Raw genomic sequence first — 15,279 nt, 5'->3', positions numbered from 1 at the left:
AACGCGGCCAGCCCCGCGGCTGGCCGTACGCAGACCGACAACGACAGAAAGGCGCCCCCTATGGATACCTCATCGCTCTGGAAAGGCACGGCGGCCAAGACCGCCTGCCTGCCGACCCTGCAAACCGACCTGAAAGTCGACGTCGCCATCGTCGGCGCCGGCATCACCGGCCTGACCGCCGCCATGCTTCTGGTCCAGGCCGGCAAGCGGGTCGCCGTACTCGACGCCAGCAAGGCCGGCGACGCCAACACCGGCAACTCGACCGGCAACCTCTACGCCACCGTCGACCTCGGCCTGCACACGCTGGAAGAGCTGCATGGCCTTGAAACCATGCGCCGGGTGGTGGAGTCGCGCTCGGCCGCCATCGACCTGATCGAGGCCACGGTCGGCCGCCTGAACCTGGACTGCGGTTTCCAGCGCGTGCCCTGGCACCTGATCGGCGTCGATGCCGCCCATGTGGGCGACATCGAGAAGGAAGCGCTGGCGGCGATGCGTGCGCGCCTGCATGCCGACCTGCGCGACGACGCCCCGCTGCCGATCGACACGGCGTTGAAAACCCTGCGGGTCGAGGACCAGGCCCAGTTCCAGCCGCTGGCGTACGTGCGGCAACTGGCCCAGCGCATCGGCGGCGAGGATTGCCTGATCTTCGAGAACACCCGCGTCACCGCCATCGACGATGCGCCTGCCGTGGTCCACACCGAGCACGGCAAGGTCGCCTGCCAGCATATCGTGATCGCCACCCATACGCCGGTCGGCATCCACCTGGTGCAGTCGCAGCTGGAGGTGGTGCGCGAATACGGCATCGCCGCACCGCTGCACGACAGCGTGCCGGAGCCCGGCGTCTACTGGTGCATCGGCCGGGAGCGGCATTCGGTGCGCACCTTCACCGAGCACGGCCGCAGCTACCTGGTGGTGATCGGCAGCGCCCACAAGCTGGGCGAGCAGGAAGTCGGCGCCGAGCGCTTCCAGCAGCTGGAACTGTTCGCGCGCGACCACTTTCCGATCGGGCCGGTCGAATACCGCTGGTCGGCCCAGCGCTACCGCGCCAAGGACAAGCTGCCCTATATCGGCCGCAACGTCGATGCGGAGAACACCTATGTCGCGACCGGCTTCTCGGGCGACGGCCTGACCTACGGCACCCTGGCCGGCATGATGCTGGCCGACGAGATCCTCGGCCGCGGCACGCCCTGGCGCGACCTGTACGCGGTCGAGCGCCTGGCCGGGGACAAGCGGCCCAGGGGCTTCGAAAGGGAAAGCTCCGGCCCCGCCAGCCCGGACAAGGCGGTGGCGCTCGGCGCCGGCGAGGTCGGCAAGCTGGCCGACCTGCCGCCCTGCCAGAGCCGCAAGATCGAGGTCGACGGCAAGCCGGTGGCGGTCTATCGCTCCCAGGACGGCCGGCTGCAGGCGGTGGCCGGCAAGTGCTCGCACATGGGCTGCGAGATCAAGTGGAACGGCGCCGAGACCAGCTGGGACTGCAGCTGCCACGGCAGCCGTTTCGCGCCGGACGGCCGGGTGCTGGAAGGACCGGCGCTGGCGCCGCTGCAGACAGCCAGCATCGATCAAGGCGCTTGAAAACCACCATAAAATTGATCGCCTTCACGTTTTTGCGCTACATTGCTGGTTTTACGTTTTCTCGGGATAGATTTCTATTCCGCACGCAGCACGCGAATGCGCGATCTCTCCCTGTTCAAGCACCTGAATGCCGGCTCCCTGATCACCGTCACCTGTGGCCTGGGCCTGCTATACGTCGGCCGCGACGTTCTCGAACCGATCGCCCTCGCCTCCATCCTCAGCCTGGTGATCGCGCCGCTGATCCGCAGCATGCGCCGCGCCGGCCTGCCCCAGGTGCCGGCGACGGCACTGTCGGTGCTGCTCGCCACCACCTGCCTGGTCGGGGTCGGCATCGTGCTGGCCTTCCAGCTGGTGGCCGTCACCGGCGACCTGCCGAAGTACCGTGCGGCAATGCGCACCAAGGTGGCCGCCGTGCGCGAAATCGCCGAGCGGCCTTTCGCCCGCATCGAGGCCGAACTGAGCGCGGTGGCGCCGTCGGGCGGCACGACCGCCACCGGCAAGCGCGGCATGACCACGATCACCATCAGCCCGACCCAGCCGATCCCGGTCGAGATCCGCGCCCCGCGCCTGACCACCACCGGCGCACTGACCCGCCTGTTCTCGCTGGCCTGGGGCCCGATCGGCGAGGCCGGCCTGGTGCTGGTGCTGCTGATTTTCATGTCGCTGGAGCATGAATCTCTGCGCGACCGCCTGATCCGGCTCGGCGGCCAGACCGAGACCAGCCGCACGATCCAGGCCCTCGCCGATGCGGCCCAGGGCGTCTCGCGCTTCTTCTTCTCGCAATTCATCGTCAACATCACCTTCGGCGCCCTGATCGGCGTGGTGCTGTGGGCGCTCAGCGTGCCGCACGCGGCGCTGTGGGGTGCGCTCAGCGGCCTGCTGCGCTTCGTTCCCTATCTCGGCATCATGGCGGCCGGCGCCGTGATCGCGGTGTTCGTGGCCGCCATCGACCCCGGCTGGACCCTGGCCCTGTCGGTGATGGTGCTGTTCGTCGCCCTCGAACTGGTGGTGGCCAACATCATCGAACCGAAAGTCTACGGCCACAGCTCGGGCCTGTCGCCGCTGGCCGTGATCGTTTCGGCCCTGTTCTGGGGCGCGATGTGGGGCCCGGTCGGGCTGCTGCTGTCGACCCCGCTCACCCTGTGCCTGGTGGTGGCCGGCCGCCACGTCCGCACCCTGGAGCCGGTCACCATCCTGCTCGGCGACGCCCCGGCCGTCACGGGCGCCCAGCGCTTCTACCAGCGCGTGCTGGCCGGCGACATCGGCGCCATCATCCACGACGCCCATGCCTACCTGGAGCGCTCCAGCTTCGCGCGCTACTGCGACCACATCCTGCTGCCGGGCATCGTGCTGGCGGCCAGCGACACCCGCTCGGGCAAGATGGAAAAGATCCAGGAGGAACGGATCCGCGCCGTCATCGCCGACGTCGCCATCACCCTGACGCCGGAATCGGGCGGCCCGCCGAAGAGCCGGCGCCGGCGCGACGTCTCGCTACTCGACGCCAATGTCGGCGCCCACCTGCGCCAGATGCGCGAGGCGCGCCTGGGCCGCTGGCAGGGCGCCCTCGACGTCCCTGCCCACTCCGTCGTGCTGTGCGTCGGCCTGGCCTCGATGCGCGACGACCTGCTCAGCGAACTGCTGGTGCGCGCCCTGCGCGAAGCCGGCGTCGACGCGCGCAGCTTCTCGATCATCGCCGACAACGAGAACCCGGGCCCGGACACGGCCGACCTGGTGTCGACCGTCTTCATCGCCTATCCGGTCGAAGCCATGCTGGACCAGTGGCTGGCCACCGTCGCCAACCTGCGCGCCGGCCTGCCCGAATCGATGCTGGTGACGATACGGCTGCCGCTGATCGATCCGGTGCCGAGCGCCTCGCTGGTCGAAAAGCAGGTCGACATGGTGCTGCGTTCCTTCGAAGAAGCGCTGGCCTTCGTCGCTCCCGAGCGCGTGCCGCGCCCGTAAGCAGGCGCGGCCGACGCCGGTCTTTCCGGCCGACAGCAGCGGCGCGTCGCCGTCTTGATCCTTGCCCAAGCCACTGCTCGGAAAACGCTCCACGGCGGCGGCCCTGCCCGTATGATCATGGAGAGGCAACAGGAAGGGAGACGGAGGATGCCGGAACGGACGGAAGTCGGGGAGCGTGACATGGGCGGGGAGCGGCTGCGCGAGCCGGCCGCTCCCCGCCGGCGCTCGCCCGGCCGCGGCAACCAAGTCACCCGCTTCACCTTCCTRCGCCGCACCCTGCTGCTGAATTTCTATCCGGTGCTGACGGTCGTCGCCGGCAACATCATCCTGCTCATGGTCCCCCAGGCGCGCGAGGCCCTGGGCGCCTTCGGCAACTTCAACGAGACCAGGGACGTGGTGTGGGCCAACGCCGGCTACTGGTTCTTCATCGCGGCCCTCGTCTACTGGTCGCTGACGGCCTGGTACTGCGCGCGGCTGCTGCTGGCCAAGCGCTTCGCCGTCGACAATGTCGGCCAGTGCGCCAGCCATCGCTTCGCCGCCGCCACCAATACCTGGCTGCCGCGCGGACTCGGCCTGCTGGCCTGCGTCCCGATCACGGTCTGGTTCGCGCTGCCGGACGCGCCGCCCGGCGCCTGGCTGGTCCCGGCCCTGTACACCGGCCTGTTCGTGGCGCTGACGGTGCGGCGCCGGCGCCTCCTGAACCGCTGGCTGGGCCGGCAGGCGCTGGCGGACAAGGCCTGGGCGCGCACCCACCGCACGCCGCGCATCAGCCTGGCCGCGATGCTGCTGATGTTCGCCGTGTCCGGGATGGTGCTGGCGGCGGTCTGCATCGGCCGGGAGACGGCCTCGCGTCTCCTCGGCGCCCCGGCCCTGCTGCTGTTCGCCTTCGGCTCCTGGACCGTGTTCGGCAGCATCATCCTGGTCTACCTGCCGAAAACCGCCGGCTGGCCCTCGCTGGCCCTGCTGCCGCTGTTCGCGGTCCTGCTGTCCTCGATCTCGAACGAGAACCACTTCGTGGCCCGCAACGGCGGCCCGCCGCTGGCCGTCCGGCGCCCGGCGCTGGCCGACGACTTCCGCGCCTGGCAGGCGGCGCGCGGGGTCCATGGCGGCGAACCGGTTTACCTGGTGGCCGCGGCCGGCGGCGCCTCGCGCGCGGCCTTCTGGGCCGGCACCCTGCTGCTGGAACTGGAGCGCCAGGCGCGCAGCCAGGGCAAGCGCTTCGCGCCCAACATCTATGCGATGAGCGGCGTCTCCGGCGGCAGCCTGGGCCTGGCCGCCTTCGCCGGCTCGCTGGCGGTGGGCGATCCGAACTATGACCTCACGGCCGACCGGGTCGAAGCCTTCCTCGGCCAGGATTACCTGGCGCCGCTGGTCGGCTACCTGCTCTATCCGGACCTGCTGGCCCGCTTCTGGCCCTTCCCCTGCCGCGCCTGCGACCGCTCGCTGGCGCTGGAAGGCGCCTGGCAACGCGGCTGGGCCCAGCGCTTTCCGCTGTCGCCGGCGCACGACTGGTTCAGCCGTCCCCTGCTGGCGCCCGGATCTGACGCGGCCGGCCTGCCGCGGCTGCTGTTCAACACCACCTCGGCCAGCGAAGGCCGCCGGGTGCTGCAGTCGAACCTGGCCTTCCTGCCGCCCCAGGCCTACGACCTGTTCGCCCGCCCGCCGGGCGACCAGGCGCTGGACACCACCCGCCTGACCCTGGCCCAGGCGGTCCATAACAGCGCCCGCTTTCCCTACATCAGCCCGGCCGCGCTGGTATCCACCATCGGCGGCCAGCGCTGGGACTACCTGGTCGACGGCGGCTACTTCGAAAACTCGGGCGCGGCCACGCTCAACGCGATGATCCGCGAGATCCTGACGCTGGGGGTGATCAAGCCCGAACAGCTGGTGGTGCTGGTGATCGAAAACGAGCCGGCCACGCAGTCGCAATGGATCTGCCCGACGGGCGCCCAGTTGCGCGATGCCGCCGCCGGCCCGGCGCCGCGCCCCCTGTCGGTCGGCCTGCGCATGCCCTGGCAGGCGCGCCTGCGCCCCGGCGACAAGGTGGTGCCGCCGGTACCCGAGCTGTCGCTTCCCTTTTACGCCCTGTACCAGACCCGCAACGCGCGCGCCCAGGCCGCCGAGGAGGAAACCACCCGCCTGCTGGGCGGCTGCGGCGCCGGCCGCGTGGTCGAACTGCGCTACCCCTGGACACGTGATGCCCGCCAGCCGCCGCTCAGCTGGTACCTGAACGGCGGCACCACGCGGGCCATGGCCGGCATGCTGCAGCGGAAAGAGAGCGAGGCGCCCGAGGTCGGCGCCTTTCTGGCGAACTGGAAGCGGATCCGCGAGACCATCCTGGGCGAAGCCACCCCTTGAGGCCCTCCATTAAGTTGTCATACGTCAGTTGCACGTCGGTATAATCGGCGCTTCCACCCGCACCGCTGTGTTCTTCCGGAAGCCCCATGAAGCAGAACGGCCTGACCTTTCACTCCCCCTTCGCCTTCTGGATCGGCACCCTCGCCATCGTTGCCGGCGTCCTCGCCCACATTCCGATGTTCGTCTGCGCTTCCCACATGGGCTACCGCATGGTCGGCATGCCGATGGATGCGGCGATGCTGGCCGGGATGGCGCTGATTCCACTGGGCCTGGTCCTGGCCGCCTACGGCCTGATGCCCCGCCTCGGGCGCCTGCGCGCGCACGGCGGCGGCCACGCCCCCCTGCAGTTCGAGGTGGCGGACGGCATTCCGCTGAACCGCCGCCACTGGAGCCTGGTCCTGGTGCTGGTGGTGGCCCTCACCATCGACGTCATGAAACCGGCCACCCTCGGCTTCGTGATGCCGGGGATGACCAGCGAATACAGCCTCAGCAAACAGAATGCCGGCTTCCTGGCCCTGGTCGCCCTGACCGGCACCACGGTCGGTTCGGTGGCCTGGGGCATGATCGCCGACCGCTACGGCCGCCGCGCCACGATCCTCTTGTCCGCCCTGATGTTCATCGGCACCGCCATCTGCGGCGCCATGCCGTCCTTCGGCTGGAACCTGGCGATGTGCTTCCTGATGGGCGCCTCGGCCGGCGGCCTGCTGCCGATCACCTTCACCCTGATGGCCGAGATGATTCCGGCGGCCCACCGCGGCTGGCTGCTGGTGGCGTTGGGCGGCATCGGCAACTCGGCCGGCTACCTGGTGGCCGCCGGCGCCGCCAGCCTGCTGGAACCTTCGTACAGCTGGCGCGTGCTGTGGCTGCTGGGCCTGCCGACCGGCGCCGTGATCATCCTGCTCAGCCGACTGCTGCCGGAATCGCCGCGCTTCCTTGCGAGTAACGGCCTGCATGCCGAGGCACGCGCGGTGCTGGCCCGCTTCGCCGGCAGCATCCGCGATGCGGGCGCTGGCCCGGCCGCGAGCGGCGCGCCGGCGGCGGCCGGCTCCGGTATCGGCGAACTGCTCCGCGGCGGCTATGCGCCGCTGACGATCGGCATGAGCGTGGCCGGCGTGGCCTGGGGGCTGGCGAACTTCGGATTCCTGCTGTGGCTGCCGATGAACCTGCGCGCCATGGGCATGGATGCCGCCACCGCCACCTCCCTGCTGGCGCGCGCCGCCTTCCTCGCCCTGCCCGGCACCCTGCTGGTGATCTGGCTTTATCACCGCTGGAGCTCGATCATGACCCTGGTCGCCTTCATCGCCTTGAGCGCCGCCAGCCTGCTGGCCTTCTTCCTGCTCGGCTGGATGGGCATCGCTTCGACCACCGCCGTGGCGATCGCCACCTGCGCCCTGCTGGTCTCGGCCAGCGGCGTGATCGCCACCCTGATTCCCTACGCGTCGGAGATCTATCCGGTGCACCTGCGCGCCACCGGCTCCGGCGTGATCGCCGCCAGTTCCAAGCTGGGCGGCATCGTCGGCGCCGGCCTCGGGGTGGTGGGACTGTTCGCGGACGTCCCGCTGTCGGCCCTGGTCATCGCCGTGCCGATGCTGGCCGCCGCCGTGTTGCTGGCTCGCAAGGGCATCGACACGCGCGGCCGCCGTCTCGAGGACATCCAGCGCCTGGTGACGGTGGACGCCGCTCAGCGCGCCAGCGCCGGATAGGTAAATGCCAGGAAGTGCACGGCGTTGAGGACGAAGTGGGTCAGGATCGCGCCCTCGATGTGCCGCGCGCGCAGGTAGGCCCAGCCATAGAACAGCCCGGCGACGGTCGCCAGCAACACCAGCGGCGCCCCGCCACGCGCGTGCGCCAGGCCGAACAGCACGGCGCTGAGCACCAGTGCCAGCGCGGCGCCGGCGCGCCAGCGTTGCATCGCAGCCGCCATGCGTTCGAGCAGCAGGCCGCGGAAGAAGGCTTCCTCGGTCACGCAGGTGAACAGCAGGTTCATCGCCAGGAAGGCCGCCGAATACGGCGTCCACTTGAGGTCCGGCAGCACATAGCCCAGCGCGAGGCCGACGCCCAGCACCACCGCCAGGGTCGCGAGCGGCACCGGCCACGCGCGGCGCAGCATGGCCAGCCATTCTTCTGCGGTCCGGAGCGGCCGGCAGAACACGCCCATCAGCACGATGCCGGCCACCACGGTGTCGTAGTTCAGGCGCAAGGTCAGCGCCGGCGCACCGCTGGAAAACACGATGCCTTCCGCCAGCACCGGATTGAAGAAGCCCGGCACCCGGTGCAGGGCGAACAGGAAGGCGGATAAGCCGGTCAGCACCAGCAAGGCGGTCCGCAGCCAGGTCTGTTGCGCCTCGCGCGCCTGCCAGGCCAGGGCCGCGAAGCCGCCCACGAACAGCGGCGCCCGCCAGTCCAGGCTGCCGGTGGCGATGCCCGCCAGGCAGACCAGCGCCAGGCCGGTGCACCAGGTCCAGTCGCGCCGGCCGCGGATCGGCGGCGCCCACAGCAGCAGTACGGCCAGGGCCAGGGCGCCGAAACTCGGCAGGGTGGCGGAAGACAAGGGCATGGGTCGGAGGGCCGTTATTGTAAATTTGCAAGATTATACGGCCCCGCCCGCACCTGTCGACTACCCGACCTTGCTACTCGGCATCGTTCATGTCGTCGTACTCGTTGCCCGGCGCCACGTCGAGCCGGCCGTACAGGCCATGCTGCTCGCCGGCCGGCCCGGCGCTGAAGAACAGCGTGTCGATCGGCTGGTTCTGCAGGCCGTTGCCGAAGGCGATGCCCCACAGACCGTCGATATGCACGGGCTTGTGGTCCATGCCCTTCAGGCGCCCGACCCAGCGGCCGCTGTCGAGGTCATAGGCATTGATCCTGCCGTCGCCGAAATTCCCGACCAGCAGACGGTTGCTGAACTTGCCGAAGCTGGCCGGCGCCAGCGCCATGCCCCAGGGCGCGTTGAGGGCGCCGTTCGAGGCCAGGCGCCGCACCAGGCGGCCGTCCGGGTCGAACACGTCGATGAAGCCGAGTCCGCGTCCCTTCACGTCGTCGTGGCGATCGGCGTCCTGCTTGGCGTAGCTGACGTAGAGGTCGCCGTTGATGGCCTGGATGCCGAAGGGGGCGAAGCCCGACGGCATGTTCGGATCGAAGAACGGGCGGTCCGGCAGGGTGACCGGCTTGAAGCTGCCGTCGTAGACGTCGATCTTGCCGTTATGGAAGTCGGTCGCGTATATCAGGGGCCCGCGGCCGTTCGCGCTGACCGCCATGCCCTTGTAGACGGCCTGGCTGGCGCCGTTGTCGATCACGCGCACGGCATGGTTCAGGTCGACGCTCGGTGCCCAGCCGGAAATGCCGCCGTCCTCGTTGACGAACAGGAAGCGGCTCGGTGCCGACACCGCCCCCTTGCTGACGACGAAGGCGGGGCCGCCGTAGAAGACGACGCCGGTCGGGTTGCCGGTCTGCTTGCCGGTGCCGGGGATCGTCACGACCAGGGTCTGGGGTTTGCCGTCGCCGTCGTACAGGGTGGAAAAACCGGTGCCGTTGTCCGCCACCCAGGCCACGCCGAAGGGGTTGAAGGCAAGGCCCCAGGCGTTGATCAGGCGCGCGTCGTTATTTTCAGCGCGGATCTGGCTGCTGTCGGAGACCAGGTTGCGCTGCTTGTAGAATTCGCCCGCCCAGGCGCCTTGCGCGCCGGCGAAGGCCAGCGCGCCGAGCGCACAGGCCAGTGGTGTGGACATCCTCTTCATGATAAGCCCCTCCGGTTGGTCAATGGATTGCCGTCTGGCCCGCATGCGCGGGTTTGACTGGCACCGTTGATACCCGAATCAGGGCCGGTGGTTCACGGCGTCGGCCGCAAAAGAGCCATTTTAGTTGAAGCGCCCCGCCGCGCCGCCGAGGCTGTAACGGCCGGCGCCCAGCAAGGCCACGGCCACCGCGGCGCCGAGGTACATGCCCTGCAGCTCCAGCGCCCAGCCGCCGGTCTCGTTGAGGGTGAAGAACTGTTTGGTGTGCACCAGCATCAGCGCGACGATCATGTTGATCACGACCACGAGGGCGGCGGCACGGGTGAACAGGCCGACCAGGATCAGCAGCGGGGCGATCACCTCGCCCACGTAGACCCCATAGCCGACCACATGAGGGATCCCGAGCTTGTCGAGCATGCCGGTAATCATACCAATGCCGCCGATCAGCTTGGAAACGCCATGGAACAGCAGCAGGACGGCGAGCAGCACGCGCAGCAGCAGCTTGCCCTGGTCGTCGGTGGCGGGATGCAGGACGTTCGAGGTTTCCATGGCGATGCCTCCTTTTGTCGAGTACACCACCGGAATCATATCCTGAATCCGCCCGAACTCAAGCGCCGTCCGCGCAGGTGGCCTCATCCAGTACTTGCTGCAGCGCGGCCAGGGTGAAGGGCTTGGGCAGGAAAGACGGCTTGACCGCCAGGCCCGGAGTATCCGGGGCGCCGTAGCCGGACGAGAAGATGATCCGCATTCCCATGCCGCGGCCGGCCACCGTGCGCGCCAGTTCGAGGCCGGTCATGCCGGGCAGCGAATGGTCGGTCAGCAGGATGTCGAATTGTCTTTCGGCCAGGATCTCGAGCGCCTGCTCGGCGCTGCCCGCGCCTTCCACCGCATGTCCGAGCACCAGCAGCAGCTCGGACAGCATGGCGCGGGCGTCCTGGTTGTCCTCGACCACCAGGATGGAGATCGGCCGGGCGGCGCTCGACAGCGCGGCTTCCTCATCGGCAGCCGGAGCCGGAATCGGCGGCGCCGGAATCGGCGGCGCCGGTTCGAGCGGCAAGGCCGGCGCCGGCGCCGCCACGGCAGCCTCCTTGCGCGCCGCGAACAGCTGGCGGATCTTGCGCGCCAACTCGTCGCGGCGGTAGGGCTTGCTGATCAGTTCGACGCCCGGATCGAGGCGTCCGCCGTGCACGATGGCGTTCTGCGTGTAGCCGGAGGTGAACAGGACTTCGATGGCCGGCAACATCTGCTTGGCCTGGCGCGCCACCTCGATGCTGCGCACCGGGCCCGGCATGACGACGTCGGTGAACAGCATGTCGACCGGGATGCCGCTCTGCAGGATGGTCAGCGCGCCCTGGCCGTCGCTGGCCTTCAGCACGCGGTAGCCCAGGCCCTGCAGCATGTCGACCACGGTGGCCTGCACCGCCAGGTCGTCCTCGACCACCAGGATGGTTTCCGAGCCGCCCAGCACCGGCGCGTTGCGCAGGTTCGGCAGCTCGACTTCCGGCTGCATCGAGCGCGGCAGGTAGATCTTGATCGTGGTGCCGCTGCCGACTTCGCTGTAGATGCGGATGTGGCCGTTACTCTGCTTGACGAAGCCATAGGCCATCGACAGGCCCAGGCCGGTGCCCTCGCCTTCGCGCTTGGTCGTGAAGAAGGGCTCGAAGGCGCGCGCGATGACCTCCGGCGGCATCCCGCAGCCGGTGTCCGAGATCGCCAGCATCACGTACTGGCCGGGCGCCACTTCCGGCTCGTGCAGGACGTAGTTGTCGTCGAGCATGGCGTTGTTCAGTTCCAGGGTCAGGCGGCCGTCGCCCTTCATGGCGTCGCGCGCGTTGATGGCCAGGTTCAGGATCACGTTCTCGAGCTGGTGCGGGTCGGCCAGGGTGGTCCACAGGCCGCCGGCGACCACGGTCTCGATCTGCACCGATTCGCCGAGCGCTCGGCGCAGCAGGTCGTCCATGCCGCGCAGTACCCGGCCGATATTGGTCGCCACCGGCTGCAGCGGATGGCGGCGCGCGAAGGCCAGCAGCTGGGACGACAGCTTGGCGCCGCGGTCGGCCGCGAAGGCCGCGGATTCCAGGCGGCGCTGGGCCTCGGGATTGCCCGCCAGGGACATCTGCAGCAGTTGCAGGTTGCCGGCGATGACCTGCAGGACGTTGTTGAAGTCGTGGGCCACGCCGCCGGTCAGCTGGCCGATCGCCTCCAGCTTCTGCGACTGGCGCAGCTGGGCGTGGGTCTTTTCCAGCTCGGCGGTGCGTTCGCGGATACGCTCTTCCAGCGAGTTGTTCAGCTGGCGCACGGCATCCTCGGCCTCGACCCGCACGTCCATCTCGTGCTGCATGCGGGCATGCGATTCTTCCAGCGCCTTGGCGCGCTCGCCGACTTCGCCGAGCATCCCGTTGAAGGCGTCGACCAGCACGCCGACCTCGTCTTCGGTGGTCTTCGGCACACGGGTCGAGAAGTCGCGCTTGCGCATCGCGCGGTCGACCGCGTCGGTCAGTGCCAGCACCGGCTTGATGATGGCCGCCTGCAGCCAGCTCGACATCAGCATGGCCACCAGCAGGCTGCCGCCCAGCACCGCGGCGAGGATGGACAGGTAGCGCTGCACCTGGGCCATCAGCGGATATTCGGCCTCGACGTAGATCGTGYCGACCAGCTCGCCGTTACGCAGCATCGGCGTGGCGACGCCGATCTTGCCGCCGTCGATGGTCTGGCCGGGGCGCGGCAGGCGCTTCGGCAGGCGCGCCAGGTCCTGCGCGGCCTTGGCATAGCTGGCGAACACCTTGCCGTCCGGGCGGTAGATGGCGGCGGTGACGATCGGCGGCCGCGCGCGCAGCTGCAGCAGGTTTTCCCGGGCCACGCCGGCGTCGTTGAATTCGAGGGCCGGCTTGGTCACTTCGGCCAGGATGTCGGCCTGGGCGCGCAGGTCGTCGGCCCAGCCGGTCTGGTAGTTGTGGACGTCGAGCACCAGCATGGAGGCGCAGGCGACCAGCAGCGCGGTCAGGGTGGTCACCAATACGCCCAGCACCAGCTTGCGGGAGATCGATTGTTTTACGGCGCCGAACATGCTTAATGGTTTCCTTTCACCACATTGGTCGCAACACTGAAGAGTCGCGAATTCAGGTGGATGCCGCTCTGCTCGGCGGCGTCCACGGAGACTTCGAAGCGGACCCGGTCGTCGACGGTCCGGAAGTTGATGATGGCGCCCTGATCCAGCGCGCCGTCAAAGGCGGTGACGGTCAGGATCGCCCGCCCCTTCGCCGGGCGCAGCCACTGGGCCAGCCGGCCGCGTTCGCCGCGCCCGACGAAGAGCATGTGCAGCTCGTTGACGGCGTCGCCCGGCAGCAGGCGCTTGACCACCACGCCGCGGTTGTTGACGCTGCGGCCGGCGGCGATGCGCGCCAGCTCGTCGGCGACGGTGTCGTCGCCGGCCACGCCGATCACGTAGGGACTGTCGGCCTGCGGGAACACGGCCGGCGGCCATTCCGCGTAATTCAGGAATTTGTGCAAGTAGGCCGCCTCGACCTTTTCCTCGCTGGCGACGATGGGAGCGCCGGCCGCGGCGGCACCGGCGGCCGCGCCCAGGCCGGCGCCCGCCAGGCAAACTCCGGCGAGGAAGGCGCTGCTGAACAGGATGCGCAGGGGTCGCACGGCTTACAGGTTCCAGACCAGCTTGAGGAGGACGGCGCGCTCGTAGCTGCTGCGCACGCCGGCCGCGCCGGACTCGGCGTGCCGGGGATCCAGCAGGTTGCGGCCGATCAGGTTCAGCTCGAGGCCCTTGCGGATGCGCCAGCCGTAGCGCAGGTCGAGTGCCGTGTAGGACGGCACGGCCGGCCTGGGCAGCGCGCCGACGTGGCGCAGCGTGACATCCAGCTCCTGGTTGTCCGCCAGGTCGTGCGAGGAGCGCAGCATCCAGTAATGGCTGGGATCGCTGGTGGCGAGGCCGGTGGCGCCGCTCAGGTCGCGGCTCTCGGGGTTGACGGCGGTGTCGATGCGCTGCACCACGCCGCCGCCCGAGAGACGCCAGTTCTTGCCGGCCTGCCAGCTGGCCCAGGCTTCGATGCCGCGGGTACGGCCGTCGGCCAGGTTGCGGAACACCGAGCCGCTGCCATGCCGGTTCGGCTCGATGGTGCGCAGCTTGTCGTAGCGGCCGAAGAAGGCGGTGGCCGAATACGATAGCGCCGGCAGCGGCTGGGCGCGGTAGCCGAGCTCGAACACGTTGGCGACCTCGGATTCGAAGTCCGGGCCGCCCGCGATCGCGTATTGCGGCACGCCGCCGACGAGCGCCGGCCGGGTCGGCGAATACAGGTCGCGGTCGATCCGCGAAGGCGCGCGTACCGAGCGCGACAGCGAGCCCCACACCAGGGTCGACGGCTGCGGATTCCAGGCCAGGCGCAGGGTCGGCAGCACCTCCACGCCGGTGTAGTTGTTGTCTTCGAACTTGAGGCCCGCGGTCAGGCGCAGGTTGTCGCGCAGGGCCAACTCGTCCTGGGCGAACAGGTTGGCCCAGTGCAGGTTCAGGTGTCCCGGCAGGAAGCCGAAGGCGGCGCCGTTGTCGACGCGGTCGTGGCCCCAGCGGTAGCCGCCGCCCCAGACCAGGCGATGGCCCTCCCCCAGGCCCACCGCGTGCTGCAGCTGCAGGTCGAGGGTGTCGAGGTGCTCGACGAAGGCCAGCGGCTGGTCGCGTTCGGTATGGTCCCAGTACATCTGCAGGGTCGCGGTCGAGCCGCCGGCGAAACTCCGGCTGAGGCGGCCGAGCAGGTTGGCGCCGCGCACCGCGATGTCCGCGGTGCCGGCCTGCTGCAGCTTGCCGTCGTAGACATCGCCCTGCACCGTCGCGCCGCGCGCCGCGTCGCCCCAATCGGCGCGGAAGCCCGCCTGCTGGCGCCGCCAGCCGGTGCGGCTGCGGGCGCCGTTCTCGCGGTCGACGTCGTCGTCGGCGGCGTATTTGCCGTAGACGCGGTAGTGGCCGCCGTTGCCGAGGGCGCCGCCATGGCGCACCGCGCCGTTGCGCTCGTCCTTGCCGGCGCTGGCGCTCACCAGGGTGCCCTGGGTGCCGGCCGCCGATTTGGTGATGATGTTGATGACGCCGTTGACGGCATTCGCGCCCCACAGGGTGGCGCCGGGCCCGCTGATGACCTCGATCCGGTCGATGTCTTCCAGCACCACATCCTGGACGTCCCAGAACACGCCGGAGAACAGCGGCGAATACACGGTCCGGCCATCGATCAGCACCAGCAGCTTGTTCTCGAAGGCGCTGCTGAAGCCGCGCGCCGTGACCGCATAGTTACGCGCATCGACGCGCGCCACCTGCAGGTTGGGCGCCAGGCGCAGGGCTTCCGGCAAGGTGGCGGCGCCGGCCCGGTGGATCTCGGTGCCGGTGATGACGAAGATCGACGAAGCGGCTCCCGACAAGGCTTCCGGGCGGCGCGACACCGAGGTGACCTGGATGTTGGCCAGCTCTTCCAGGCTGAGGTCGCCGAGATCACGCGGATCGGGCGCGGACGCCTGGGCCCGGGCATCGAAGGCGATCAGGGAAAGGGCGATACAATGCGCCAGCGGGAGCAGTCTAGTTTTACCGAACACGTTTAAACAGCCTGGGCGGAAAATTCGTGCGGCATTGTAACGCAATAAATTTCCGCGACACAAACTT

The 15,279-nt window shown here is 69.4% G+C and carries 10 protein-coding genes; 4 read left to right on the top strand and 6 right to left on the bottom strand.

Annotation, left to right across the window (positions count from 1 at the left end; all coding sequences use genetic code 11):
• Positions 1–60: 60 nt before the first annotated feature.
• From AC1DIX_RS17260 to AC1DIX_RS17245, 4 genes are all read left to right on the top strand, one after another.
• On the top strand, positions 61–1,572 hold the full coding sequence (locus AC1DIX_RS17260; protein WP_477325992.1) for an FAD-dependent oxidoreductase: 1,512 nt from the start codon (positions 61–63) through the stop codon (positions 1,570–1,572).
• Positions 1,573–1,668: 96 nt separating this feature from the next.
• Positions 1,669–3,534: an AI-2E family transporter gene (locus AC1DIX_RS17255; protein ID WP_477251896.1), complete on the top strand. Its 1,866-nt coding sequence runs from the start codon at positions 1,669–1,671 to the stop codon at positions 3,532–3,534.
• Between the two features lie 147 nt (positions 3,535–3,681).
• Complete coding sequence (locus AC1DIX_RS17250) at positions 3,682–5,892, top strand: hypothetical protein (protein ID WP_477325990.1); 2,211 nt, start codon at positions 3,682–3,684, stop codon at positions 5,890–5,892.
• A gap of 86 nt (positions 5,893–5,978) precedes the next feature.
• Positions 5,979–7,595, top strand: a complete 1,617-nt coding sequence (locus AC1DIX_RS17245; RefSeq protein ID WP_477325989.1) for an MFS transporter — start codon at positions 5,979–5,981, stop codon at positions 7,593–7,595.
• Here AC1DIX_RS17245 and AC1DIX_RS17240 read toward each other — a convergent pair.
• The 6 genes from AC1DIX_RS17240 to AC1DIX_RS17215 all read right to left on the bottom strand — a co-directional run bounded on the left by AC1DIX_RS17240 (position 7,574) and on the right by AC1DIX_RS17215 (position 15,212).
• Positions 7,574–8,449, bottom strand: a complete 876-nt coding sequence (locus AC1DIX_RS17240) for a lysostaphin resistance A-like protein (protein WP_477325987.1) — start codon at positions 8,447–8,449, stop codon at positions 7,574–7,576. The genes AC1DIX_RS17245 and AC1DIX_RS17240 overlap by 22 nt on opposite strands.
• Positions 8,450–8,522: 73 nt before the next feature.
• Positions 8,523–9,629 (bottom strand): TIGR03118 family protein, encoded by a 1,107-nt coding sequence (locus AC1DIX_RS17235; protein WP_477325985.1) that lies wholly within the window; start codon positions 9,627–9,629, stop codon positions 8,523–8,525.
• Positions 9,630–9,749: 120 nt separating this feature from the next.
• Entirely contained in the window at positions 9,750–10,175 is a 426-nt protein-coding gene (locus AC1DIX_RS17230; protein ID WP_442122097.1) for a DoxX family protein, read from the bottom strand.
• Between the two features lie 58 nt (positions 10,176–10,233).
• On the bottom strand, positions 10,234–12,693 hold the full coding sequence (locus AC1DIX_RS17225) for a sensor histidine kinase, YfiR-like protein-associated (RefSeq protein ID WP_477325983.1): 2,460 nt from the start codon (positions 12,691–12,693) through the stop codon (positions 10,234–10,236).
• A 2-nt stretch (positions 12,694–12,695) separates the two neighbouring features.
• A complete protein-coding gene (locus AC1DIX_RS17220; protein WP_477251885.1) occupies positions 12,696–13,277 on the bottom strand; it encodes a TOL_0243 family YfiR-like periplasmic protein in 582 nt (193 codons plus the stop codon).
• Between the two features lie 3 nt (positions 13,278–13,280).
• Positions 13,281–15,212, bottom strand: coding sequence for a TOL_0244 family TonB-dependent receptor (locus tag AC1DIX_RS17215; RefSeq protein ID WP_477325981.1), 1,932 nt, complete (start codon positions 15,210–15,212; stop codon positions 13,281–13,283).
• Positions 15,213–15,279 lie beyond the last annotated feature (67 nt).

Source organism: Massilia sp. 05N420 (assembly GCF_056397205.1).
Note: the sequence above shows the minus strand (reverse complement) of the source record. Positions and strands in the feature narration are given on the sequence as shown.